This window comes from Micromonospora sp. WMMD712 (assembly GCF_029581295.1).
Classification (GTDB): Bacteria; Actinomycetota; Actinomycetes; order Mycobacteriales; family Micromonosporaceae; genus Micromonospora; species Micromonospora carbonacea.
In genome coordinates, this window is record NZ_CP120743.1 from 386,177 (window position 1) to 410,216 (window position 24,040).

The following is a 24,040-nucleotide window of genomic DNA, read 5'->3' on the forward strand; positions in this document are numbered from 1 at the left end:
CAGGTGAGAAGGGGACCCTTCTCGACCGTATGCGTTAACAAGGGCCCCTCCTTTCACAGCGGCAGGCGGTTCGCGCCGGCGAGCGCGCCGACCACGAGCGGGACCAGCGGCGCGGGCAGCACCTGGCCGTGCCGCAGGGTCGGCGTCCAGCCGGCGTCGCCGCCCAGGTCGGGGTCGTGGGCCGCGTTGTACGCGGCCACCAGGTCGACCGGGCGGGCCCGGTCGCCGTCGGCGCGCACCCAGTTGCCCCGGGTGGTGACGGCGGTGCCGCCCCAGTCGTAGAGCAGGTCCCCGGCGGCGATGCCCGCGCCCAGGGTGAAGTGGTTGTTCTCCACGTACGCGGCGGACTGCACCCCGACGCCGACGGCGTACTCGAAGCCCTCGCCCGAGAGCCGGTACCAGTTGTTGTAGACGTCGACCTGGCCGAACCGCACGCGCGGCAGCCGCTGGAGCACGCGGTCGAACATATTGTGGTGCAGGGTCACCTTGAGCCGGCCGACGTCCGGGCCGACGGTGTTCGACGAGCCGATCAGCATGAGCTTGTCCCGGCCGACGAACCGGTTGTACGAGGCGGTGACCAGGCTGGCGGTGTGGGTGACGTCCAGCGACCCGTCGTGCACCTGGTAGGGGCGGCCGAAGTACACCGGCTGCGCGCTGTCGGGGTTGTCGCCGTCGGTGAACGTGTTGTGGTCGACCCAGACGTGCTCGCTGCGGCGCACCGAGACCTGGTCGTACTGGGAGTTCCAGTTGCCGGTCGCGCCGTCGGTCGGCGACCAGGCCGGGAAGCAGTCCCGGGCGTCGTCGAAGGTCAGGTTCCGCACGATCACGTTGTCCGCGGTGTCGATCATCAGGGTCAGCCCGGTCAGCGTCGCCCCGCGCAGCCCCACGATGGTGGTGTTCGGGCCGACGTTGATCTGGGTCTGCTTCGTCTGGTTGGCCACCGAGCGCACCCGCGCGGCCTCCAGCGGCCCGGTCGGCGGCACCATGCCCCAGACCGCCGGGTCGTACGCGGCCAGGTAGGCCGCCTGCGAGTACTCCGGGTCGGCCAGGTCGGCGCAGCCGAGCAGGCTGCCGTCGGCGGCCTCGAAGCCGTCGACCACGCCGTCGACGACGATCAGCTTGGGGGTGGCGTTGGCGCGGTTGGTGGCGTTGTCGCCGCCGAGGGCGTCGACCAGCTCGGCGCGGGTGCGCACGAGGTGGACCTGGTCGGCGGCGGCGGCCGAGCCGCCGGTGGTGCCGACGCCGTCGGCCGCCCAGCCGTCGCCGGGCGGCAGCGTCTGGCGGGCGAAGCGCTCGACGGGCCGGGGCACCGGGCCGGCGGCGTCGGCGGGGGCGGCCGCCGCCGCGCCCGGTGTGACCAGCAGGGACAGGGCGACCAGGGCCGCCCCGGAAATGCGGTGACGCATGAGGACTCTCCGAAGGGGTCTGTCGGTGCGGCGGATCCCGTGACGGGCACGGGACGCCGGTACGACTGACCGTAAGGAAAATCACTCAAGTGAGTCAATGCTTTCTATATGCAGCTATGTTGCACCGAATTGTGACAAGCGGCATTCACCCGACCATTCGCGGCCCCGAACGCGGTGGTTGCGCCCGATATGCGGGACCGGCCGTCGCCCGTCGTTTGCAGCGCGTTTTCAGTGGCCCGGCACCGGGCCCGCCTCGGCCGCCCCCTCCCGCGCCAGTTCGGTGCGCACCGGCGGCACCGCCCACGGCACACCCAGCTCCGACAGCAGCGCCCCGGAGGCGGCCGCCGCCCGCAGCGCCGCGTTGATGCCCCGCACGGTCAGCACCCGGTCCGGCCCCCGGCCGGTCGCGGTCACCAGGTCGCCGCCGAGCAGCGTCGGCTCGGGCGCGGCCTGGACCGCCTCCAGCACGGCCGTGAACGGCGCCGTGCGCGCCAGCGGGGCGATCAGCGGCGTCCCGGCCGGGTCGGCCCGGTGCGCCAGCAGGTTCTCCAGCAGCCCGCGCCGCCCCGGCACCTCGCGGGGCGCGTCGTCGCCGGGCAGCAGCAGCCGGTCCGTCGGATATTCCAGCACCGCCCGCCCGGCCGAGCCCGTCACGAGCACCTCCCCGGCGACGAAGTCCTCGCCGGCCAGGGTCACCGCCGCCACGATCGGCGGCCCGGCGCGCGGCACGACCCGCAGGGCCGCCGTGTCGTCCACCTCGATGGGGCGCACCCGGTAGCGCTCCAGCTCGATCGTCGCCGGCCGCACCGGCGCGCCGGTGACGGCCTCGGCCACGGCGAGGCACTGCATCACGGCGTGGGCGAGCGGGTTGGCCAGCGCCCCGTCGAGCACCGGGCGGCCGTCCAGCGTGCGCCGGCCCGCCCAGGGCGCCCGCGCGTAGTAGCCGTCCGAGCGCTGCCAGGCGGCCACCGTGGCGATGCCGGTGACCGTGCCGAGCCGCCCCGCCGCCACCGCCGCCGTCAGCTCGGAAAGCGCCGCCGAGCCGAGGGCCTGGAAACCGACCTGGCAGGCCCGGCCCGTCTCGGCCAGGGCGGCGGCCAACAGCCGGTGCTCGGCCATCGACAGCACCGGCGGCTTCTCCAGCAGCACGTCCGCCCCGGCGGCCAGCACGTCCCGGGCGATCGGCAGGTGGGTGTGCGGCGGGGTGCAGACCACCACCACGTCCGGCTTCGCCGCCGCCAGCATCTCCGCGTGGTCGGTGAAGACCGCCGCGTCCGCCGGCAGCGCCGCCGCCGGCTCCGGCTCGATCGGGCGTACGTCGACCAGCGCGACCAGGCGCAGCCGGCCGGCCTCGTGCAGCGGCGCGATCACCCGGCGGTGCCAGCGGCCGTGCCCGTTCGCGCCGATGACCGCCACCCGGGGCGGCGCGCCGGTCGCCCCGGCGCTCATGCCGGCACCGTCCTCATGCCGCCCCCGCCAGGGTCGCCGCGACCCCGTGCCGGTGCAGGGCGGTCAGCCAGTCCGTGACGTCGGCGCGGACCTCGTCGTCGCCGGTCACCTCGGCGGGGAAGACCTCCCGCAGCCCGAACAGCGCCTCGACCACCCCGGCCGGGGTGCCGCCGGAGGCGGCGAGCGCCCCGGTGATCCGGTCGGCGAGCGGGTCGGCCAGCGGCAGCGCCGTGCCGTCGTCGGCGGTCCCGCACACGAACCGCATCCACGCGGCGACCACCAGCGCCGACCAGCGGGCCGACCGGCCCGCCGCGCGCAGGTCCACGATGGTGTGCAGCACCCGCTGGGGCAGCTTCTGCGAGCCGTCCATGGCGATCTGGAGCGTGCGGTGGCGGATCGCCGGGTTGGCGAACCGCGCCAGCACCTCGTCGCCGTACGCCACCATCGACAACCCGTCCGGCGGGGTGAAGCTGACCGCCACCTCCTCGGCGACCAGCCGGCGCAGCACCCCGGTCAGCCCCGGCACGCCCAGCGCGTCGGCGACGGTCTCCCGCCCGGCGAGGGCGCCCAGGTAGGCGGTGGCCGAGTGCAGCCCGTTGAGGCCGCGCAGCTTCACCCGCTCCCACTGCCCGGCGTCGTCGGTGAGCACCGCGCCGGCCACCTCCCACGCCGGCCGGCCGCCCGGGAAGTCGTCCTCGATCACCCACTGGCGGTACGGCTCGGCGGCCACGGCCGCCAGGTCGGCGAAGCCCAGCGCGTCGCGGGCCGCGGCGAGGGTCTCGGCCGTGCTGGCCGGCACGATCCGGTCCACCATCGTGCCGGGGAACGTGACCTGCCCGGCCACCCAGGACAGCACCCGGTCGGACGCGCCGGAGCGGGCCAGCGCCTGCTCGACCAGCCCGCGCAGCCGGGCCCCGTTGGCGGGCAGGTTGTCGCAGCTGACCAGCGCGACCGGCCCGGCGTCGGCCGCCGCCCGGGCGGCCAGCCCGCGCACCAGCAGGCCGGGCACCGTCGTCGGCGGCGCGTCGCCGGCCAGGTCGGCGGCGAGCGCCGCGTCGGGGCCCAGCCGCCCGGTCACCGGGTCGAGCTGGTACGCCTTCTCCGTGACGGTCAGGGTGACCACCCGGATCGCCGGGTCGGCCAGCAGCGCGACCACCGCGTCCGGGTCGCTCGCCGCGTGCCGGACCCCGGCCAGGGCACCGATCACCCGGGTGCTGTCGCCCTCGCCGGACAGGGTGGTCACGCTGAACAGGTTGTCCTGCGCGGCGAGCGCCTCGACGAGGTCGGTGCTGCGCGGGGCGACGCCGACGATGCCCCAGTCGCCGCCGGCCGCGCCGACCGCCTCCTCCGTGTAGACGGCCTGGTGGGCGCGGTGGAACGCGCCGAGGCCCAGGTGCACGATGCCGGCCGGCACGGTGCCGGGGCGCAGCAGCGGTCGGCTGGCCTCGGGCAGCCGGCGCAGCGCGGCCAGCCCGAGGCGGGACGCGCCCACGGTCACCGCCATGCCGGGCCGTCCGGGAAGCGGAACTCGGCGATCGACTCGGGGCGCATGGTGGCGCTGTAGCCGGGCGCGGCGGGCAGCAGGTAGCGCCCGTCGCGGGTGCGGACCGGGTCGACGAAGTGCTCGTGCAGGTGGTCGACGTACTCGACCATCCGGCCGTCGAGGCTGGCGCCGACGCGCAGGAAGTCGAAGACGGCCAGGTGCTGCACGTACTCGCAGAGGCCGACGCCGCCGGCGTGCGGGCAGATCGGCACGCCGAACTTCGCCGCCATGACGATCTCCGCGAGCACCTCGTTGACCCCGCCGACGCGGCAGGCGTCGATCTGCATGACGCCGATCGCCTCGGCCTGGAGCAGCTGCTTGAAGATCACCCGGTTGGCGGCCACCTCGCCGGTGGCGACCCGGCACCGGCCGCCGGTCAGCTCGGTCACCGCGCGGGCGATCCGGGCGTGGCCGAGGATGTCGTCGGCGTGCGTCGGCTCCTCGATCCAGTACGGGTCGACCTCCGCCAGCGCCGTCATGTTGGTGATCGCCTCGTCGACGTCCCACACCTGGTTGGCGTCCATCATCAGCAGCGCGTCCGGGCCGATCTCGGCGCGGATGATCCGCGCCCGGCGCAGGTCGTCGGCCGGCGGGCCGCCCACTTTCATCTTCATCGCCCGCCACCCCGCCGCGTACGCCTCCCGGGTCAGCGCCCGGACCTTCTCGTCTGGGTAGCCCAGCCACCCGACCGAGGTGGTGTACGAGGGGAAGCCGTCGCGCTCCAGCAGGGCGACCCGGTCGGCCATCCCGTCGCGGCCCTTGTCGAGGATGGCCGCCGCCTCGTCGGGGGTGAGGGCGTCGGTGATGTGGTGGAAGTCGATGCTGGCCACGAGCTCCTCGGTGGGCAGCTCGGCGAGGAACCGCCACATCGGCCTGCCGGCGAGCTTGGCCCGCAGGTCCCACACGGCGTTGACCAGCGCGCCGGTCGCCATGTGGATGACGCCCTTCTCCGGGCCCAGCCAGCGCAGCTGCACGTCGGCGCTGAGCGAGCGCCAGAACGTCACCGGCTCGGCGACGATCTCCTCGACCGTGCGGCCCCGCACGTGGTGGGCCAGGGCCCGCACGGCGGCGCAGGTGATCTCGTTGCCCCGCCCGTTGGTGAAGGTGAAGCCCGCGCCGACCACCCCGGCGTCGGTGCCCAGCTCGACGTACGTCGCCGAGTAGTCGCCCTTGTTGATCGCGTCCGAGCCGTCGCCGGCCGCCGCGGTCGGGAAGCGCACGTCGTGCACGTCGACGGAGGTGATCCTGACACTCACAGCTGTTCCCCGATCTTGTAGACCCTCTTGGGCAGGCGGTAGGCGAGGTCGACGATCGTCTCGGCGGCCTCGTCCTCGGTCAGCCGGTGCTCGGCGACCAGCCGGGCGAGGAAGCCGGCGTCGACCCGGCGGGCCACGTCGTGCCGCACCGGGATGGAGCAGAACGCCCGGGTGTCGTCGACGAACCCGGCCGTGTTGTAGAAGCCGGCGGTCTCGGTGACCGCCTCCCGGAACCGGCGCAGCACCTCGGGGGAGTCCAGGAACCACCAGGGCGCGCCGAGGTAGAGGGCCGCGTAGCCGCCGGCGAGGGGGGCCAGCTCCCGGGTGAACGTGTACTCGTCGAGGGTGTAGACCACCACCCGCAGCCGGGGGTCGTTGCCGTGGGCGTCCAGCAGCGGGGTGAGCGCGTGCAGGTACTCGGTGGCCTGCGGGATGTCCCCGCCGACGTCGCGGCCGTGCCGGGCGTACAGCCAGCGGTTGTGGTTGCGCACCGAACCGGGGTGCAGCTGCATCACCAGGCCGTCGTCGAGCGACATCCGGGCGAACTCCAGCAGCATGTGCGCCCGGAACGCCTCCGCGTCGGCGGCGTCGGCCGTGCCGCGCAGGCCCCGCTCGAACAGCGCCGCGGCCTCCCGGGCGTCGAGGTCCAGGGTCTGCGCGGTCGGGTGGCCGTGGTCGGAGCAGGTCGCGCCGGCCGCGATGAACGCCTCCCGGCGTCGCCGCAGGGCGGCCAGGAAGCCGGCGTACGTGCCGGTGTCCTCCCCGGCGACCGCGCCGAGCCGCTCGACGTTGCCGGCCCAGTTGTCGAACTCCATGTCGACCACGTTGTCCGGGCGGAACGTGGTGACCACCTTGCCGCCGGGGCCGCCCCAGCCGTCGGCGGCGAGCTTCGCGTGCTGGGCCAGGTCGTCCAGGGGCGACTCGGTGGTGGCCAGCACCTCGATGCGGAACCGGTCGAACAGGGCCCGGGGCCGGAACGCGGGCTCGGCGAGGCGGGCCGCGACCTCGTCGTACACGGCGTCGGCGGTGGCGGGGGACAGCGGGGTGTCGACCCCGAAGACCTCGGTGAGGGTCTGCTCCAGCCACAGCCGCGACGGGGTGCCCCGGAACAGGTGCCAGCCGTCGACGAAGCGCCGCCAGATCTTCCGGCCGTCGGTCTCCACCGGGCTGCCGTCCACCGTCGGGACGCCCAGCTCGGCCGGGGGCACGCCCTGGCTGAGCAGCATCCGGGTCAGGTAGTGGTCGGGCACGATGATCAGCCGGGACGGGTCCGGGAAGGGCTGGTCCTCGGCCAGCAGGGCCGGGTCGACGTGCCCGTGCGGGGAGATGATCGGTTGCTCCGCCGCCAGCGCGTACAGCTGCCGGGCCAGGGCGCGCAGGCCCGGGTCGGCGGGGAGGAGCAGGTCGGGTCGGGAGGTGGTCGGCACGTCGGATGGCTCCTCGGATGCGGTCGATGGTGCGGGGACGGGCCGGCGGGGCCGGGCAGCGCCGGCCGGCCCCGCCGGGGCGGGCCGCGACGGCGGCGCGCCCGGCGCGCGGTCGGTCAGGGCAGGGAGAGCAGGTCGGCCACCCGGACGGCCTGGCCGGTCTCGAAGGACCGGTTGGCGGCCAGGCCGGTGAGCAGCGCGAGGGCCCCGTCGCGGGCGGTGGCCGCCCGGCGCAGCGGGTCCGTCGCGCCGCCGAAGAGCACCCGGGTCATCCGGGCGTCCGCGCCGCCGTGGCCCTGCCGGGTGTAGCCCTCGACCTCGATGCGCCGCGGCGGCTGCCAGTAGGGGCGCAGCGTGAGCGTGGCCGAGCCGCCCTCGGCGGCGGCCTCGGCGCCGTGCAGCGCCGCGCCCTTGAGCGCGCCGGCGGCCTGCGGGCTGACGAACTCGCTCTCCACGACCTCCAGTTCGAGGCGGCCCCGGCTGCCGTTGACCATCACCCGGTAGCCCTCCCAGGGGGCGTACGCGGTGAGGTGGTAGGTCATCGTCGCGCCGGTGGAGTAGCGGGCCAGCACGGCCATGTCGTCCTCGATGGTGACGCCGGGGGCGAAGACGTTCTGGTCACGGTGGTAGCCGTCCTCGGCCTCGGCGTCGAGGTACAGCTCCCGCAGCCGGGGGTGCTCGGCCATCCGCAGCGCGAACGGGTCGTCGTCGGCGGCCGGGGCGTCGTGCGCGCGCTCGTAGTCGCGGGCGTAGCCGTGCCGGCGGCCGGCGTCGCCGTAGAAGAACAGCCGGCCGGCGGCGTAGACCTCGACCGGCGTGGCGTCGAGCCACCAGTTGACCAGGTCGAAGTGGTGGCTGGCCTTGTGCACCATCAGCCCGCCGGAGTTGGCCTTGTCGCGGTGCCAGCGCCGGAAGTAGTCCGCGCCGTGGCGCACGTCGAGCAGCCACTCGAAGTGCACCGACCCGATCTCGCCCACCGCGCCGTCGGCGAGCAGCCGGCGCAGCTGCTCGTGCAGGGGGTTGTAGCGGTAGTTGAACGCGACGGTGACGTGCCGGCCGGTCTCGGCGACCGCGTCCAGGATGCGCCGGCAGCGCGGCGCGTCGACGGTCATCGGCTTCTCCGAGACCACGTCGCAGCCGGCGTGCAGGGCCGCGACGATGTACTCGTCGTGGGTGGCGTCGACGGTGGTGACCAGGACCGTGTCGACCCGCTCCTTGGCCAGCATCGCGGCGAACTCGTCGGCGCGGTACGTCGGCACCGGCGGGTGGCCCAGCTCGCCGAGCCACCGGTTGTGCGCGTCCATCCGGGCCTGGTTGACGTCGGCGAACGCGACCAGCTCGGCGGTGTCGGCGTGGTCGCGCACCAGCGCCCGGACGAACATCTCGGCCCGGGCCCCGGTGCCCACCACGGCGTGCCGGGTCCGTCCGCCGGTTCTGGAAGACATCGCGTGGGCCTCCTGGCTGGCTGCAAAGGTTTGCAGTGAAGAAACCACGATCGATCGCAGCGAGTCAACGACGGAAACAAAATCCGCGTGCCTCGTCCTACTTTCGCACCATACGAACGCATGATGCGTGCCCGTTCGAAACCTGGTCGTAACCTTCGAGCGTTGACACTGGAGCAACCGTTTGCATTAATTGGCGGCACCCCACGTGACCGCAGCCACACCGGACGAAAGGGCCGCCGTGCCAGTCACCATCAGGGACGTCGCACGGGCCTCCGGCGTGCACATCTCGACGGTATCCCGCACGTTCTCCGCGCCGCACCTGGTCAACCCGGAGACCCGGGTCCGGGTGCTGGCCTGCGCGGAAGACCTGGGCTACCGGCCCAACCGCGCCGCGCGGGCCCTGATCACCGGTCGCACCCACAACATCGGCCTGATCATCGCCGACATCGCCAACCCGTTCTTCCCGCCGCTGATCAAGGCGGCGGAGGGGCAGGCCCGGCACCGCGACTACCACATCTTCGTCGCGGACACCAACGAGGACCCGACGGCCGAGGAGGAACTGGTCCACGCCCTGGCCAAGCAGGTCGACGGGGTGCTGCTGTGCAGCCCCCGGATGAGCAACAGCCTCATCGAGCAGCTCAGCCGCGAGGTCCCGCTGGTGGTGATAAACCGCCAGGTGACCGGCCTGCCCTGCGTGATGATGGACGTCGGCCAGGGCGCCCGCTCGGCCATCGAGCACCTGGTCGGCCTCGGACACACCGCGATCGGCCTGCTCAGCGGGCCGCGCGGCTCGTGGACCAGCCGGGAGATCCGCCGCTCGGCCGCCGCCGCGGCCCGGGCCGGCGGCGCGGAGCTGACCGTCCTCGGCCCCAACCCGCCCACCGAGCACGGCGGCCTCGCGCTGGCCGAACACGTCCAGCGCAGCGGCGTCACCGCCGTGCTCGCCTACAACGACCTGATGGCGATCGGGCTGATCGAGGGCCTCGACGCCCTCGGGGCCCGGGTGCCGCAGGACGTCAGCGTCGTCGGCATCGACGACATCGCCCTGAGCCGGCTCACCCGGCCCAAGTTGACGACGGTGGCCACGCCTACCGCGGCCGCCGGCCGGACGGCCGTCGACATGCTGCTGCAACAGGACACCGACGCGCCGCGGGGACCCCGGGGCGTCGGCAGGGGCACGGCAGTCGGCGCCCGTCGCACCACCGCACAGGTAATGCTCCAGACCGAGTTGGTCATCCGCGACTCCACCGGACCCGCTCCTGGGACCGGTAGCCCCGACGCCGTCCGTGTCGGCCCGGATCCGCATCGCACTGCGGACCCGGGCCGCCCGAGGGCGGCCACCGGTGGCGCTGTCGCCTCCTAACGCCGAGGAGTGAGCGCACATGCACCCCGCCACACCCCCCACCGCCGGCGCACCCGCCGGGCGTTCCCACCGTACCCCCCGCCGTAGGCTGCTGCGCGGGCTCGTCGCCCTCGCCGTGGCCGCGCCGCTGGTCCTCGGCGCCGCCGCCTGCGGCGACGACTCCGCCGGCGACGACGGCAAGATCAAGCTCTCCATCTTCTGGTGGGGCGGCGAAGCCCGGGCCAAGCTGACCGAGGACGCCCTCGCCCTCTACACCAAGAAGAACCCGAACGTCACGTTCGAGAAGACCTGGCAGGCCAACCAGGGCTACTTCGACAAGCTGGCCACCCTCACCGCCGGCGGCAACCCGCCGGACATCTTCCAGATCGACGACAACTACCTCGCCGAGTACGCGGCCCGCAACACCACCCTCGACCTGACCAGCTACTCCGACTCCGGCAAGCTCGACGTGTCGAAGTTCCCCAAGAGCCTGTGGCAGTACGGCGTGGTCGACGGAAAGCTCGCCGGCCTGGCCGCCGGCGAGAACACCCAGGGCCTCGTCTACAACAAGACCCTGCTCACCAAGAACGGCCTCCCGGAGCCGACCACCGGCATGACCTGGGAGGAGCACATCGCCTGGGCCGAGCAGGTGGCGAAGAAGGCCAAGGTCCCCGGCACCATGGACCCCAGCGCCGACTACAAGGCGTTCTGGGTGTGGCTGCGCCAGCAGGGCAAGGACATGTACAAGGGCACGGAGCTCGGCTTCACCGTCGAGGACGTCACGAAGTGGTTCGAGCTGTGGAAGGGCGCCCGCGACCGGGGCGCGACCCCGACCCCGGACGTGATCCACGAGGGCAACGCCACCGACATCACCAAGCAGCTCGTGGTCACCGGCAAGGCCGGCACCTCCTGGGTCTGGGTCAACCAGATGCCGGAGCTGAAGAAGAACACCAAGGACGAGCTGGGCGTGGTCGCCTACCCGGGTGACCCGAGCGCCCAGTGGGCCCGCGCCGCGATGTACTGGTCGGTGTTCAAGGGCAGCAAGCACAAGGACATCGCCGTCGACGTGCTCAACTTCCTCGCCAACGACCCGGAGGCCGTCAAGATCCTCGGCACCGACCGGGGGCTGCCGTCCAACCTGGACCTGCGCCGCGTCGTCAGCGACGACACCACCGACCCCGCGATGAAGCAGTCCATCGCGGTCGAGACCGAGCTGGCCCAGAAGTTCGGCCAGTCGCCGCAGGTGCCGATCAAGGGCCACAGCAAGGTCCGCGCCGAGCTCATCAAGGCGGCCGAGGAGGCGCAGTACGGCCGGCTCGCCCCGGCCGCCGCGGCGGCCCTGTTCATGGACGCCTGCAAGTCCGCCATCGCCTGAACCGCCGCACACGCTCGGAAAGGAGCCGGCTCGTGGCCCTGACCACGGTGCCCGACCCGACCCGACGCGGCACCGGATCCGCCCGCGCCCGCGCCCGCCACGGCGCGGGCGGGCGGATCCGGCAAAGCGAAGGTCTCGCGGGGTACGTCTTCCTCTCGCCCTGGCTCGTCGGACTGATGGCCATCACGGCGATTCCCATGCTCTTGTCCCTCTACCTCAGCTTCACCAACTACGACATCCTCACCCCGTTCTCCGAGGTCGAGTGGGTGGGCCTCGCCAACTACGAGCGGATGTTCACCAGCGACCCCTCGTACTGGCACGCGGTGCGGGTGACCCTGACCTTCGCCCTGGTGGCGGTGCCGCTGAAGCTGGCCGCCGCGCTCGGCGTGGCGCTGCTGCTCAACCGGGCCTGGCGCGGGGTCGGGCTGTTCCGCAGCCTGTTCTACCTGCCGTCGCTGCTCGGCGGCAGCGTCGCGCTGGCCATCGTCTGGGTCAACATGTTCAACCGCGACGGCGCGTTCAACTCGATGCTGGCCCTGTTCGGCATCGAGGGCAAACCCTGGGTCAACGACCCGGACTGGGCACTGGAGACGCTGATGGTGCTCGCCATCTGGCAGTTCGGCGCGCCCATGGTGATCTTCCTGGCCGGGCTCAAGCAGGTGCCGACCGAGCTGTACGAGGCCGCGTCCGTGGACGGGGCCGGCAGGTGGCGGCAGTTCCGCGCCGTCACCCTGCCGATGCTCTCCCCGGTCATCTTCTTCAACCTGGTGCTGGAGACCATCAACGGCTTCCAGGGCTTCACCGCGGCCTTCGTGCTCAGCAACGGCACCGGCGGCCCGGTCGACTCCACGCTGATGTACACGCTGAACCTCTACATCAAGGGCTTCACCGACCTGGAGATGGGCTACGCCTCGGCGATGGCCTGGGTCTTCCTGATCGCCATCGGCGTCATCACGGCGGTCTTCTTCAGCACCGGACGGTTCTGGGTGCACTACTCCGACGGGGAGGACCGGTGACGACGGCTACCGCGGAACCGCCGGTGACCGGGCCGCGCCGCCCGCGCGCCGGACGGGGGCAGGCCGTCCGCCTGCTCGTCCTGATCGCGATCGTGGTGGTCGTGCTCTACCCGCTGTTCTGGATGATCGGCACCTCGGTCAAGAGCCAGCAGGAGATCGTCAGCAACATCGGCCTGCTGCCGAAGGAGTTCACCCCCGGCAACTACGTCGACGGGTGGACCAACTTCGACCTCAGCTTCGGCCGGTTCTTCCTGAACAGCGCGATGGTCAGCCTGCTGACCGTCGTCGGCAACGCGGTCTCCTGCCTGCTCGCCGCGTACGCCTTCGCCCGCCTGCGGTTCCGGCTGCGCGGGATGTGGTTCGCGATCATGATCGGCACCCTGCTCCTGCCGGGGCACGTGCTGATCGTGCCGCAGTACATCCTGTTCCGCAGCCTCAACCTGGTCGGCGGCGAGTGGCCGTACCTGCCGCTGCTGATCCCGCAGTTCCTGGCGACCGAGGCGTTCTTCGTCTTCCTGATGGTGCAGTTCATGCGGGGCATCCCGCGCGAGCTGGACGAGGCCGCGAAGATCGACGGGGCCAGCGCGTTCGGCATCTTCCGGCACGTCATCCTGCCGCTGAGCCGCCCCGCGCTGGTCACCACCGCGATCTTCTCGTTCATCTGGACGTGGAACGACTTCTTCCGGCAGCTGGTCTTCCTGTCCAGCCTGGAGGACTACACGGTGCCGGTGGCGCTGACCCTGTTCATCGACTCGACCAGCCAGAGCGCGGTCGGCCCGATGTTCGCCATGTCGGTGCTGTCCCTGCTGCCGGTGTTCCTGTTCTTCCTGGCCTTCCAGCGGATGCTCGTCGAGGGCATCAACACCAGCGGCCTCAAGGGATGAGCGCCGTGCCGCAGGACGCGCCGGCCCGCCGGGACTGGCGGGACGTGCTCCGCGACGCCGCCGACCTGGCCCTGGTCGGGTTCGCGCTGGTGGTGGGCGCGCTGCCGGTGGTCACCGCCGGCGCCGCGCTCGCCGCCGCCAGCGCCGCCGTGCACGACCGGGTCACCGACGGCGGCTGGCCCGACGCGCGGACCACGCTGCGCCGGTACGTGCGGGGGCTGCCGGCCGGCGTGCCGGTCACCCTCGCCGCGCTGGCCGGCGCGGTGCTGCTCGGGGCGGACCTGGCCGCGCTGGCCACCGGCCGGGTCCCCGGCGGGGCGCCCGCCCTGCTGGTCACCGGCGTCGTCACCGCGGCCCTGGCCGGGTACGCCGGTCTCGTCGTCGTCGAGGTCGGGCGGGCCGGCGGGCGGGGCTGGCGGTCCGCGGCCCGGTCCGCCGCCCGCTCCTGCCTGGCCCGGCCGGGCGGCTGGGCGGCGGCCGGCGGCGTGTGCTGCGTGGCCGGCGTCCTGACCGCGCTGGTCATCCCGGTCGCGCTGCCGATCCTCGCCGGGTACGCTCTGGCCGCCCTGCACGCGGTCGCCCGCCGCCCCGCCGTCGCCGTGGAGCCCTCGTGACCGACCCCCGCCCCCGCCCCCGCACCGACGACGCGGGCCCCGGCAGCCCCGACGACCCCCGGCTGCGCGTCGGCGGCGTCGAGGTGGCCCGCTACGTGCTCGCCCCCGAGCTCGACGCCACCCACGGCCCCCGCCCCTACCTGCACCCGGTGCGGACGCTGGGCGGGACGGTGGTGACCGACGAGCTGCCGGCCGACCACGTGTGGCACCTCGGCGCGTCCCTGGCCGTGCAGGACGTCGCCGGCACCAACCTGTGGGGCGGGCGCACCTACGTGCGCGACGCCGGCTACACCTGGCGCGACGACCACGGCCGGATCGTCCACACCGGATGGGAGGAGCGCGGCGACGACGTGCTGGCCCACCGGCTCCAGTGGCGCGACCCGGCCGGCGCGGTGCTGCTCACCGAGCGCCGCCGGCTGGCCGCCGCGCCGGTGCCCGGCCGCCCCGACGCCTGGCGGCTGGACCTGCGCTACGCCCTGACCGCCCCCGCCGCCCGGGACGTCCCCCTCGGCAGCCCCGCCACCAACGGCCGCCCCGGCGGCGCCGGCTACGGCGGGTTCTTCTGGCGGGCGGTCGCCGCCGAGCCGCCGCACGCCTTCACCGCCTCCGCCGACGGGGAGGAACACGTCAACGGCAGCGCCGAGCCGTGGGTCGCGCTGACCGGCACCGGGCCGGGCGGCGGCGCGTACACCCTGGTCTTCACGGGCCTGGGGCCCGGCGACCGGTGGTTCGTCCGGACGGCGATGTACCCGGGGGTCTGCGTGGCGTTCGCCTTCGAGGCCCCGGCCGTGGTGCCCGCCGGCGGCAGCCGGCACGGCCGGCACGGCGTCGTCGTGGCCGACGGGGCCCTCGACCGCGACACGGCCGCCGCCCTCGCCGCCACCCCGACGGAACGCGCGTGACCGGCGCGCCCGGCCCCGAGGTGGTCGCCGTCGGCGAGACCATGGTGGTCATGTCGCCGGCGGACGCCGCGCCCCTGGACCGCGCCGACCGGCTCCGGCTCGGCGTCGGCGGCGCCGAGTCCAACCTGGCGATCGGCCTGGCCGGCCTCGGTCACCGGGTGGCCTGGGTCAGCCGGGTCGGCGACGACCCGTTCGGGCGGATGGTGCTGCGCGAGGTCGCGGGCGGGGGCGTCGACGTCGGCTCGGTGGCGCTCGACCCGCACGCGCCGACCGGCGTCTACTTCAAGGACCCCCGGCCGGAGGCCACCGGCGTGCACTACTACCGGGCCGGCTCGGCGGCGTCCCGGCTCGGCCCCGGCGCGCTGGACGACCCGCGCCTGGCCGGCGCGCGGCTGCTGCACCTGTCCGGCATCACGCCGGTGCTGTCGGAGTCCTGCCGCGCCCTCGTGGCGCACGCGGTCGACGACCGGCCGCTGGGCGACGCGCTGGTCAGCTTCGACGTCAACCACCGGCCCCGGCTCTGGTCCGCCGACCGGGCCGCCGACGTGCTGCGCGACCTCGCCGACCGGGCCGACATCGTTCTCGTCGGGCTCGACGAGGCCGAGCGGCTGTGGGGCGCCGCCGACCCGCAGGCGGTACGCCGGCTGCTGCCCCGCCCCGCGACGGTCGTCGTGAAGGACGGGGCCGTCGGCGCGACGGCGCTGCCGCGCACCGGACCGGCGGTGTTCGTGCCGGCGCTGCGCGCGCCGGTGGTCGAGCCGGTCGGCGCGGGCGACGCGTTCGCCGCAGGCTACCTCTCCGCGGCGCTGCGCGGGCTGGACCAGGCGGCCGCGCTGCGCTGCGGCCACGTCGTCGCGGTCCGGGCCCTCGCGGTGCCCGGGGACTGCGCGCCCCCGCCGCGGCGGCGGGACCTCGACGGGGTCGTGGCCCTGACCGCCGACCGGTGGGCGGCGCTCGACCCGGTCGCGGCCGGCCTGCTCCACGGCCTGACCGACGGACCGGCTGATGGACCGGTCGGCGGATCGGCTTCGGACCCGGTCGCCGCTGCGGTGGTCTGGCAGGCCGACGGAGCGGTCGTCGCAGCCGCCGACGGACCGGTCGGCGGTGGCGGGACGGCCGCCGCCGATGACGGGAGCGCACACGTGGGGACCGGCGCGGCCGGCCCCGGAGACGGAAGGGGCAGCCGGTGACGGCGCACGACTTCACACCGATCTTCGCCGGGGCGCGGGTCATGGTGATCCTGCGTGACCTGCCGCCGCAGGAGACGGTCCGGCTCGCCAACCGGGCCTGGGACCTCGGCATCGACGTCGTGGAGGTGCCGGTACGCACCCCCGAGGCGGTGACCGCGCTGCGCGCGGCCGTGGAGGCGGGGCGGGAACGTGACCGGATCGTCGGGGCGGGCACCGTCTTCACCCCGGCGCAGGTCCGGCAGTCCGCGTCGGCCGGCGCGGCGTTCACCGTCGCCCCCGGGCTCGACCTCGCGGTGGCCGACGTGGCCCTGACCTACGGGATCCCGCACCTGCCCGGCGTGGCCACCCCGACCGAGGCGCAACGCGCCCGCGACCACGGGCTGACCTGGCTCAAGGCGTTCCCGGCGGTGAGCCTCGGGCCGCAGTGGTTCAAGGCCGTCGCCGGGCCGCTGCCCGAGCTGCGCTTCGTCGCCACCGGCGGCATCGACGCCGGCAACGCGGCCGACTTCCTGGCGGCCGGCGTCAAGGTGGTGGCGGTCGGATCGGCCCTGTCCGATCCCGCCCAGATCGACCGCCTCGCGGAGCTGGCCCGGGGCGACCGGGCGGCCTGACCGCCCGGGGCGTGCGGGCGGGGCGGGGCGTGCGGGGCCGGGTGATCGACTCCATGTCGGCGACATGGCGGTATCCTGGCGAGTTGATCGCGCGATGTCGCCGACATGGCGGCCGGGCCCGGGCCCGAGCCCGCCCGGCCCGCCGGCCGCGCCGGGGCCCGGTCAGGCGGGGCGGGGACCCGGGGGCCGGGTCAGGCGGGGGCCGGGCCGGTGCTGCCCCGGCGCACCAGCTCCGCCGGCAGCGTCTCGACGCGGGGGCTGCCGCTGGCCGGGTCGAGGGCGAGGGTCATCGCCCGCACCCCCATCTCGACCAGGGGGAGCCGCACCGTGGTCAGCGCGGGGGTGACGTCGGCGGCGATCGGCATGTCGTCGAAGCCGAGGACGGAGACGTCCTCGGGCACCCGCACGCCGCGCTCCCGCAGCAGGGCGAGCGCGCCGACGGCCATCGAGTCGTTCAACGCCACGATCGCGGTGGGCGCGGGGCTGGCGTCCAGCAGCTCGGCCGTGGCCCGGGCCCCGCCGTCGCGGTCGAAGTCGGCGTACCGGATGCGTTCGTCGGGCAGCTCGACGCCCTGCTCGGCGAGGGTCCGTCGTAGCCCGGTCAGCCGGTCGGTGATGGTGGTGAGCACCCGGGGCCCGGCGACGACACCGACCCGCCGGTGCCCGAGGCGCAGCAGCTCCCGGCCGATCAGCTCGCCGCCGGTCGTGTTGGCCGGCATCACCGCGTCGCCGAAGTGGTCGTGCCGGCCGATCACCGCGACCCGCCCGCCCGTCGCCTCGTACGCGGCGAGCTTCTCGTTGAGCGTCGTGGTGAACGCGGCGTCGTGGTAGCCGGACCCGGCCAGCACGATCGCGGCGACCTGCTGGCCGCGCAGCAGCTCCACGTAGTCCAGCTCGCGGACGGGGTCGCGGTAGCTGTTGCAGATGATCAGCAGCCGGCCCCGTTCGGTGGCGACCCGTTGCAGTCCCCGGGTCACCTCGGCGAAGTAGGGGTCGGAGACGTCGTGGACGACGACGCCGACCACGCTGCGTTGCGGCCGGGCCAGCAACTGGGCGTGCGCGTTCGGCACGTACCGCAGGTCGGCGACGGCGCGCAGCACGCGTTCGCGCAGCTCGTCGGCGACCGGTTTGCTGCTGCCGTTGATCACCCGTGACGCCGTGGCGGGGGAGACGCCCGCCCGCCGCGCCACATCGGCCAGCGTCGCCATCCGCCGCCCCTCGTGGTCCGCCCGCGCGGCCGGACCCCGCGCGGTCGCGGACAGGTTACCGCAGTCGCATCCGAAAGCCCTTGCCCTGCGGGGCGGCGGCCCCTACGCTCCCAGGAAAGCGCTTGCCTGGCGGATTGGCCGCGTGTGCCCGCCGGGCGGGTGCCGGCCGCCCGAAGAGAGGGAAGAGAATCATGAGCCGTAGGCCGATAGGGATCATCGTCAATGGCGTCACCGGTCGGATGGGCTACCGCCAGCACCTCGTCCGTTCGCTGCTCGCCATCCGCGAGCAGGGCGGGGTGCCGCTGGCCGACGGCACCCGCATCTGGCCCGAGCTGATCCTGGTGGGGCGCAACGAGAGCCGGCTGCGCGACATCGCCGAGCGGCACGGGCTCACCGACTGGACGACCGACCTCACCGCCGCCCTCGCCCGCGACGACGTCGACGTCTACTTCGACGCCCAGCTCACCCAGCAGCGCGAGAAGGCCGTCCGCCAGGCCATCGACGCCGGCAAGCACATCTACACCGAGAAGCCCCTCGCCGAGGACAGCGCCGCCGCCGTCGAGCTGGCCCGCGCCGCCGACGCCGCCGGCATCCGCACCGGCGTGGTGCAGGACAAGCTGTTCCTGCCCGGCCTGCGCAAGCTCAAGCGCCTCGTCGACGGCGGCTTCTTCGGCCGCATCCTGTCCGTGCGCGGCGAATTCGGCTACTGGGTCTTCGAGGGCGACTGGCAGCCCGCCCAGCGTCCGTCCTGGAACTACCGCGCCGAGGACGGCGGCGGCATCGTGATGGACATGTTCCCGCACTGGCACTACGTGCTGGCGGAGCTGTTCGCCCCGGTGCGCGCGGTCACCTGCGTCAACGCCACCCACATCCCGCGCCGCGTCGACGAGGCCGGGCGCGCCTACCCGGCCACCGCCGACGACGCCGCGTACGGCATCTTCGAGCTCGAAGGCGGGATCATCGCCCAGCTCAACTCCTCGTGGGCCGTCCGGGTGCACCGCGACGAGCTGGTCGAGTTCCAGGTCGACGGCACCGAGGGCAGCGCCGTAGCCGGGCTGCGCAACTGCCGCGTGCAGCACCGCTCGGTCACCCCGAAGCCGGTGTGGAACCCGGACCTGCCCTCCGGCGAGAGCTTCCGGTCACAGTGGAGCGAGGTGCCGGACAACGACGAGTTCGACAACGGCTTCAAGGTGCAGTGGGAGGCGTTCCTGCGGCACGTGGTGGCCGGCGAGCCGTTCCCGTGGGACTTCATGGCCGGCGCGCGCGGCGTGCAGCTCGCCGAGCTGGGCCTGCGCTCCGCCCGCGAGCACCGCCGCATCGAGATCCCGGAGCTGGACCGATGAGCGGCGGGGTCGTCCTGCCCGACGGCACCCGGCACCGGCTCACCGGCAGCGGCGGCTTCCCCCGCCCGGCCGCCCCGGCGACCACCCGGATCGCGTACGCCGCCGCGCACGTGGTGGCCGACCCGCACGCCGAGAACGTCCCCGGCGCCCCGGCCGCCGTCGACTGGGACCGCACCCTCGCCTTCCGGCGGCACCTGTGGTCGTACGGGCTCGGGGTCGCCGAGGCCATGGACACCGCGCAGCGCGGCATGGGCCTGGACTACCCGGCGACCCGGGAGCTGATCCGGCGCAGCGCGGCCGAGGCCCGCGCGGCCGGCGGCCGGATCGTCGCCGGGGTCGCCACCGACCAGCTCCCCGTCGGCCCGGCCAGCATCGCGCAGATCCGCGACGCCTACGCCGAGCAGCTCGCCGAGGTGCTCTCCGCGGGGGCCCGGCCGGTGCTGATGTGCAGCCGGCACCTCGCCGCCGCCGCCCGCGGCCCCGAGGACTACCAGCAGGTGTACGCCCACCTGCTGGCCGCCTCCGACCAGCCGGTCGTGCTGCACTGGCTCGGCGACATGTTCGACCCGGCGCTGGCCGGCTACTGGGGCTCGGCCGACCTGGACCTCGCCGCCGACGCCGTGCTCGACCTCATCAAGGATCACGCCGAGAAGGTCGACGGGATCAAGGTGTCCCTGCTCGACGCCGACCGGGAGGTCACCCTGCGCCGCCGGCTGCCCGCCGGGGTGCGCCTCTACACCGGCGACGACTTCCACTACCCGGAGCTGATCCGGGGCGATGCGATGGGCCACTCCGACGCGCTGCTCGGGGTGTTCGCCGCCATCGCGCCGGCCGCCGCCGCCGCGCTGGCCGCCCTCGACGCCGGCGACCTCGCGACGTACGACGAGGTCTTCGCCCCCACCGTGCCGCTGGCCCGGCACCTGTTCGCGGCCCCGACCTGGCACTACAAGACCGGCATCGTGTTCCTGGCCTGGCTGACCGGCCACCAGGACCACTTCACCATGGTCGGCGGCCAGCAGGCGGGCCGGTCGCCGGCCCACCTGGCCCGGCTGCTCGTCCTGGCCGACGCGGCCGGGCTGCTGCCCGACGCGGAGCTGGCCGCCGCGCGGGCCCGCGCCTACTTCACGGTCGCCGGGGTGGCCCAGTGACCGCCGCCGACGGCCCGGCGGGCGACCGCCTCGGCGGCCGGCTGGCCCGGTTCTCGTTCAACCAGGCCACCGCCACCGGCTGGGGCCTGGAGGAGCTGGTCGCCGGCTGCGTGGCGGCCGGCGTGCCGGGCGTCGGGCTCTGGCGGGAGCCGGTGCGGGAATACGGCGTCGAGCGGGCCGCGCGGCTGGTCCGCGAGGCGGGGCTGGCCGTCACCTCGCTGTGCCGGGGCGGGTTCTTCACCGCCGACGGCTGGCGCGACGAGAACCTGCGGGCGATCGAGGAGGCGGCCACCCTCGGCACCCGCGAGCTGGTGCTGGTCTCCGGGGGCCTGCCGGCCGGCAGCCGCGACGTCGACGCCGCCCGCGAACGGGTCGCCGACGCGATCGGCGAGCTCGTGCCGCACGCCGGGGCGGCCGGGGTGCGGCTGGCCATCGAGCCGCTGCACCCGATGTTCTGCGCCGACCGGTGCGTGATCTCCACCCTCGGCCAGGCCCTCGACATCGCCGAGCGGTTCGACCCGGGCGCGGTCGGGGTGGTGGTCGACACGTACCACCTGTGGTGGGACGACACCGTGTTCCGGCAGATCGCCCGCGCGGGCGACCGGATCGCCGCGTTCCAGGTTGCGGACTGGGTCACCCCGCTGCCGGCGGGCGTGCTGCTGGGCCGGGCGCTGCCCGGCGAGGGCTGCGTCGACCTGCGCCGGTTCCGTGACGCCGTCGACGCGGCCGGCTACCGGGGGGCGATCGAGGTGGAGGTCTTCGACGCCGACCTCTGGGCCCGCCCCGGCCCGGAGATCCTCGCCGCCGCGATCACGGCCCACCTCACCCACGTGGCCTGACCCACCGACCCCACCCCCACGCGATCTTGCACTTGCGGCCCCTCCGGTGGGGCTTTCGCACCATTCGTCGGGGCCGAATGTGCAAGATCGCGTGAGGTGCCGGCCCGGGTTCCGGGGTGGGGCGGGGCCGGAGCACCATGGGCGGTGGCGCGAGGGCAGGGGAGCGCGAGGGCAGGGGAGGCGGCGATGGTGCGGTGGAGCTGGTTCCGGGAGGCCGCAGGCCGGGTCCGGCAGGGCTGGCTGCCGGTGGTGGAAGGCACGGTCGCGGCCACGGTGGCCTGGGTGCTGGCCACCCGGCTGGTCGGGCACCCGCAGCCGTTCTTCGCCCCGGCCGCCGCGCTCATCGTCCTCGGGCAGGCCCGGGGCCAGCGGATGCGCCGGGCGGTGGAGGTGGTGCTCGGCGTCGCCGCCGGGGTGCTCGTCGCCGACGTCGTGGTGCAGGCCCTCGGCCCGCACAGCAGCTGGACGGTCTTCACGGTGATCCTGCTCACCATCGTGTTGGCCGTGGCGGTCGGCGCGACCGGCGTCTCCGTGGTGCAGGCCGCCGTCTCCGCCCTCTACCTGGTGGTGGTCGCCCCGCCGACCGAGTCGCTGATCCCGTTCCGGTTCGTCGACGCCCTGATCGGCGGGGCGGTGGCCCTCGTGGCCAGCCAGATCGTCGACGCCCGCCGCCCGCTCGCCCCGTTGGTCGTCGAGTTCCGGCAGACATTCGAGGGCCTCGCCGGGCTGCTGCGCGAGGTCGCCGACGCCCTCGACGGCCGCGACGAGCAGGCCGCCCTGGCCGCCCTGGACCGGGCGCGGGGCATGGACGCGGCCGTGGAGCGGCTGCGCGACGCGGTGCTCGCCGCCGGGGAGGCGCTGACCCTGCACGTACGCCGCCGCCGGCACCTGGGCCGGCTGCGCACCGTCGACGCGTCCATCGGGCAGATCGACTACGCCGTGCGCAACGTGCGGGTGCTGGCCCGGGCCGGGGTGACCCTCACCCGGCTGGCCGCCCCCGTCCCGGCCGACCTCGGCGGGGCGGTCCGCTGCCTGGCCGACGCCGTGCAGGCGGCCGGGGAGGCGTTCGCGGCCGACCTCGACGGTCGCGACGCCGTCGCCGACGAGCACGCCGGCCGCGCCGAGGCCGCCGCGCTGGACGCCGTCCGGGTCGCCGGGCGGCTCTTCGCCTCCGGCCAGCCCCTGCCGCTGGCGATGATCGTGGGGCAGGTGCGGGCCACCGCGATCGACCTGCTGCGCGGGGTCGGCGTGGACGACGACGCCGCCGTGCTCGGCCGGGTCGACGAGGCGCTCGGCCTGCCGGCCGTGTGACGCCGGCCCCGGCGTCTGCCGGGAGCGGGCCGGTCCGGATTACGGTAAGGGGCGGGGCCAAGATCGGTGCTGTCGCGCCAGGGTGTCCAATGGGCGGTCGACGCCCGCAGAGCCGAGAGGAACTCGTCGTGAGCAGCACCGACGCGCCGCCTGCCGAGCCGGATGCCGGTCGGGTCGGCGCGCAACGCCCGGTCCTGCCCGCCCGCAACGGCGTGGCGGCCGTGTTCGCCCTGAACGGGCTCGCGATCGCCACCTGGTTCGCCCGGGTGCCGGCCGCCAGGGAGGCGCTGGACCTCAGCGCCGGAGGGCTCGGCCTGCTGCTGCTGTCGATGTCGGTGGGGTCGCTGCTGGCCATGCCGACGGCCGGGCTGGTGGCCCAGCGCCTCGGCACGGCCCGCGCGGTGCTGCTCGGCACCGCGCTGGTCTCGGGCGGGTTGGCCGTCGCCGGCACGTCCGCCGGGGTCGCCGGCTTCCTGCCCGGGGCCGCCGTCGGCCTGTTCGCCTTCGGCTACGGCGCCGGCACCTGCGACGTGGCGATGAACATCGAGGGTACGACGGTCGAGCGGCGGCTGGGGCGTACCATCCTGCCCCGGTTCCACGCGGCCTGGAGCCTCGGCTCGGTGGCCGGGGCGGGGATCGGGGCCGGAGCCGCGCGGGTCGGGGTGCCGATCGCCGCGCACCTGAGCGTCCTCGCGGCGGTGGTGCTGGTCGGCACGCTGCTCGGGGTCCGGACGTTCCTCGCCGCCGGCACCGCGTCGGCCGGCGGGGAGCGGGCCGCCGCCGCGGCCCGGCGCGCGTCGCTGCTCGCCGCCTGGCGGGAGCCGCGCACGCTGCTCATCGGCCTGCTGGTGCTGGTGATGGCGTTCACCGAGGGCAGCGCCAACGACTGGCTGGCCGTGGCGTTCGTCGACGGGTACGGGCTCAGCGAGGCGGCCGGCGCCGCCGTGTTCGGGGTGTTCGTGGTCGGCATGACCATCGGGCGCACCGCCGGAACCGTGGCGATCGACCGCTGGGGCCGGGTGCCCGTGCTGTTCGGCACCATCCTGCTCGCCGCGGCGGGCGCCGGCCTCGCGGTGCTGGCCGGCGACGGGCCGGTGGCGATCCTCGGCGTGGCGCTGTGGGGGCTGGGCGCGTCGCTCGGTTTCCCGGTGGGGCTCAGCGCCGCCGCCGACGAGGAGGACCGGGCCCCGGCCCGGGTCAGCGTCGTCGGCGTGATCGGCTACACGGCCTTCCTCGGCGGCCCGCCGCTGCTCGGCCTGCTCGGCGACCAGGTGGGCACGCTGCGGGCGCTGCTGTTGGTGCCGCTGCTCCTGGTGCCCGCCCTCGCCCTGGTCCCGGTGCTCCGGCCGCCGGCCGGCACGCGCAGCCGCCCGGCCTAGCCCGGCCGTCCAGTCCGGACCCAACGCGGCGCCCACCCGCGGGGCGTCCCGTGCCGACCGTCGACGGCGGCCGCAGCGGGTCGCTCCTGAGCCGCTCGTCGTTACGCACCGCACCTCGCTGGCCATCGTGGCCGCCGGAGGGCACCCACCGATCAGAACGCTTTGCTCTGCACCCACATACGCAGCGCTGGCGCAGCGTGACCACGTTGCTGCGTCGCCGGATATTCATGACATTCTATCTGACCAGCTCGATCGGGGTGCTGCGTCGGTGGGTGCAGAGCAAAGGAGTGAGCGCGGGGGTACGGGGTGACACCTGCGGTGACGTACGGTCAACCGGCGCACGGGCGGCGTG

20 protein-coding genes are annotated in these 24,040 nt (G+C 74.8%); 13 read left to right on the top strand and 7 right to left on the bottom strand.

Features of this window, described 5'->3' with window-relative positions:
- Nucleotides 1-53 precede the first annotated feature (53 nt).
- The 6 genes from O7633_RS01570 to O7633_RS01595 form a co-directional block, all read right to left on the bottom strand.
- Nucleotides 54-1,406, bottom strand: coding sequence for a pectate lyase (locus O7633_RS01570; protein ID WP_282325567.1), 1,353 nt, complete (start codon nucleotides 1,404-1,406; stop codon nucleotides 54-56).
- Nucleotides 1,407-1,634: 228 nt separating this feature from the next.
- Nucleotides 1,635-2,855, bottom strand: coding sequence for a Gfo/Idh/MocA family oxidoreductase (locus O7633_RS01575; protein WP_282325569.1), 1,221 nt, complete (start codon nucleotides 2,853-2,855; stop codon nucleotides 1,635-1,637).
- A gap of 13 nt (nucleotides 2,856-2,868) precedes the next feature.
- Complete coding sequence (locus O7633_RS01580) at nucleotides 2,869-4,359, bottom strand: mannitol dehydrogenase family protein (RefSeq protein WP_282325571.1); 1,491 nt, start codon at nucleotides 4,357-4,359, stop codon at nucleotides 2,869-2,871.
- Complete coding sequence (locus O7633_RS01585; protein ID WP_282325573.1) at nucleotides 4,350-5,654, bottom strand: enolase C-terminal domain-like protein; 1,305 nt, start codon at nucleotides 5,652-5,654, stop codon at nucleotides 4,350-4,352. The genes O7633_RS01580 and O7633_RS01585 overlap by 10 nt, the downstream gene beginning before the upstream one ends.
- On the bottom strand, nucleotides 5,651-7,081 hold the full coding sequence (gene uxaC / locus O7633_RS01590) for a glucuronate isomerase (protein ID WP_178064683.1): 1,431 nt from the start codon (nucleotides 7,079-7,081) through the stop codon (nucleotides 5,651-5,653). The genes O7633_RS01585 and uxaC overlap by 4 nt, the downstream gene beginning before the upstream one ends.
- A 116-nt stretch (nucleotides 7,082-7,197) precedes the next feature.
- Nucleotides 7,198-8,526: a Gfo/Idh/MocA family oxidoreductase gene (locus O7633_RS01595; protein WP_282325578.1), complete on the bottom strand. Its 1,329-nt coding sequence runs from the start codon at nucleotides 8,524-8,526 to the stop codon at nucleotides 7,198-7,200.
- Between the two features lie 238 nt (nucleotides 8,527-8,764).
- On the opposite strand from O7633_RS01595, the gene O7633_RS01600 reads away from it, so the two are divergent.
- The 8 genes from O7633_RS01600 to O7633_RS01635 all read left to right on the top strand — a co-directional run bounded on the left by O7633_RS01600 (nucleotide 8,765) and on the right by O7633_RS01635 (nucleotide 16,460).
- Entirely contained in the window at nucleotides 8,765-9,889 is a 1,125-nt protein-coding gene (locus tag O7633_RS01600) for a LacI family DNA-binding transcriptional regulator (protein WP_282325581.1), read from the top strand.
- A gap of 19 nt (nucleotides 9,890-9,908) precedes the next feature.
- Nucleotides 9,909-11,243: an extracellular solute-binding protein gene (locus O7633_RS01605; protein WP_178064686.1), complete on the top strand. Its 1,335-nt coding sequence runs from the start codon at nucleotides 9,909-9,911 to the stop codon at nucleotides 11,241-11,243.
- A gap of 32 nt (nucleotides 11,244-11,275) precedes the next feature.
- Complete coding sequence (locus tag O7633_RS01610) at nucleotides 11,276-12,259, top strand: sugar ABC transporter permease (protein ID WP_074476149.1); 984 nt, start codon at nucleotides 11,276-11,278, stop codon at nucleotides 12,257-12,259.
- Between the two features lie 122 nt (nucleotides 12,260-12,381).
- Nucleotides 12,382-13,143 (top strand): carbohydrate ABC transporter permease, encoded by a 762-nt coding sequence (locus O7633_RS01615; protein WP_282328718.1) that lies wholly within the window; start codon nucleotides 12,382-12,384, stop codon nucleotides 13,141-13,143.
- Nucleotides 13,140-13,757, top strand: a complete 618-nt coding sequence (locus tag O7633_RS01620; RefSeq protein ID WP_282325583.1) for a hypothetical protein — start codon at nucleotides 13,140-13,142, stop codon at nucleotides 13,755-13,757. The genes O7633_RS01615 and O7633_RS01620 overlap by 4 nt, the downstream gene beginning before the upstream one ends.
- Nucleotides 13,754-14,659 (top strand): PmoA family protein, encoded by a 906-nt coding sequence (locus O7633_RS01625; RefSeq protein ID WP_282325584.1) that lies wholly within the window; start codon nucleotides 13,754-13,756, stop codon nucleotides 14,657-14,659. The genes O7633_RS01620 and O7633_RS01625 overlap by 4 nt, the downstream gene beginning before the upstream one ends.
- A complete protein-coding gene (locus tag O7633_RS01630; RefSeq protein ID WP_282325585.1) occupies nucleotides 14,656-15,849 on the top strand; it encodes a sugar kinase in 1,194 nt (397 codons plus the stop codon). Before O7633_RS01625 ends, O7633_RS01630 begins: the two co-directional genes overlap by 4 nt.
- On the top strand, nucleotides 15,846-16,460 hold the full coding sequence (locus O7633_RS01635; RefSeq protein WP_278134866.1) for a bifunctional 4-hydroxy-2-oxoglutarate aldolase/2-dehydro-3-deoxy-phosphogluconate aldolase: 615 nt from the start codon (nucleotides 15,846-15,848) through the stop codon (nucleotides 16,458-16,460). The genes O7633_RS01630 and O7633_RS01635 overlap by 4 nt, the downstream gene beginning before the upstream one ends.
- 191 nt (nucleotides 16,461-16,651) lie before the next feature.
- Here O7633_RS01635 and O7633_RS01640 read toward each other — a convergent pair whose 3' ends face one another.
- Nucleotides 16,652-17,668, bottom strand: a complete 1,017-nt coding sequence (locus O7633_RS01640; protein WP_278134867.1) for a LacI family DNA-binding transcriptional regulator — start codon at nucleotides 17,666-17,668, stop codon at nucleotides 16,652-16,654.
- 191 nt (nucleotides 17,669-17,859) lie between these two features.
- Here O7633_RS01640 and O7633_RS01645 point away from each other — a divergent pair, with 191 nt between their 5' ends.
- From O7633_RS01645 to O7633_RS01665, 5 genes are all read left to right on the top strand, one after another.
- Nucleotides 17,860-19,011 (top strand): Gfo/Idh/MocA family oxidoreductase, encoded by a 1,152-nt coding sequence (locus O7633_RS01645; protein ID WP_074476145.1) that lies wholly within the window; start codon nucleotides 17,860-17,862, stop codon nucleotides 19,009-19,011.
- A complete protein-coding gene (locus O7633_RS01650) occupies nucleotides 19,008-20,159 on the top strand; it encodes a dihydrodipicolinate synthase family protein (protein ID WP_282325587.1) in 1,152 nt (383 codons plus the stop codon). Before O7633_RS01645 ends, O7633_RS01650 begins: the two co-directional genes overlap by 4 nt.
- A gap of 41 nt (nucleotides 20,160-20,200) precedes the next feature.
- The gene (locus tag O7633_RS01655) at nucleotides 20,201-20,998 is read left to right on the top strand and encodes a sugar phosphate isomerase/epimerase family protein (protein WP_282328719.1); all 798 of its coding nucleotides are present in this window, start codon (nucleotides 20,201-20,203) and stop codon (nucleotides 20,996-20,998) included.
- Between the two features lie 186 nt (nucleotides 20,999-21,184).
- Nucleotides 21,185-22,309: an FUSC family protein gene (locus tag O7633_RS01660; RefSeq protein WP_282325588.1), complete on the top strand. Its 1,125-nt coding sequence runs from the start codon at nucleotides 21,185-21,187 to the stop codon at nucleotides 22,307-22,309.
- 128 nt (nucleotides 22,310-22,437) lie between these two features.
- Nucleotides 22,438-23,688: an MFS transporter gene (locus O7633_RS01665; RefSeq protein WP_282325589.1), complete on the top strand. Its 1,251-nt coding sequence runs from the start codon at nucleotides 22,438-22,440 to the stop codon at nucleotides 23,686-23,688.
- Nucleotides 23,689-24,040: the final 352 nt, after the last annotated feature.

Excerpts from the sequence above, each read along its gene's own strand:
- O7633_RS01605 (WP_178064686.1), top strand. The coding sequence starts at position 9,909 with ATGCACCCCGCCACACCCCCCACCGCCGGCGCACCCGCCGGGCGTTCC.
- O7633_RS01650 (WP_282325587.1), top strand. The coding sequence starts at position 19,008 with ATGAGCGGCGGGGTCGTCCTGCCCGACGGCACCCGGCACCGGCTCACC.
- O7633_RS01640 (WP_278134867.1), bottom strand. The coding sequence starts at position 17,668 with ATGGCGACGCTGGCCGATGTGGCGCGGCGGGCGGGCGTCTCCCCCGCC.
- O7633_RS01660 (WP_282325588.1), top strand. The coding sequence starts at position 21,185 with ATGGTGCGGTGGAGCTGGTTCCGGGAGGCCGCAGGCCGGGTCCGGCAG.
- O7633_RS01645 (WP_074476145.1), top strand. The coding sequence starts at position 17,860 with ATGAGCCGTAGGCCGATAGGGATCATCGTCAATGGCGTCACCGGTCGG.
- O7633_RS01575 (WP_282325569.1), bottom strand. The coding sequence starts at position 2,855 with ATGAGCGCCGGGGCGACCGGCGCGCCGCCCCGGGTGGCGGTCATCGGC.
- O7633_RS01615 (WP_282328718.1), top strand. The coding sequence starts at position 12,382 with ATGATCGGCACCTCGGTCAAGAGCCAGCAGGAGATCGTCAGCAACATC.
- O7633_RS01580 (WP_282325571.1), bottom strand. The coding sequence starts at position 4,359 with ATGGCGGTGACCGTGGGCGCGTCCCGCCTCGGGCTGGCCGCGCTGCGC.
- O7633_RS01570 (WP_282325567.1), bottom strand. The coding sequence starts at position 1,406 with ATGCGTCACCGCATTTCCGGGGCGGCCCTGGTCGCCCTGTCCCTGCTG.
- O7633_RS01595 (WP_282325578.1), bottom strand. The coding sequence starts at position 8,526 with ATGTCTTCCAGAACCGGCGGACGGACCCGGCACGCCGTGGTGGGCACC.
- O7633_RS01620 (WP_282325583.1), top strand. The coding sequence starts at position 13,140 with ATGAGCGCCGTGCCGCAGGACGCGCCGGCCCGCCGGGACTGGCGGGAC.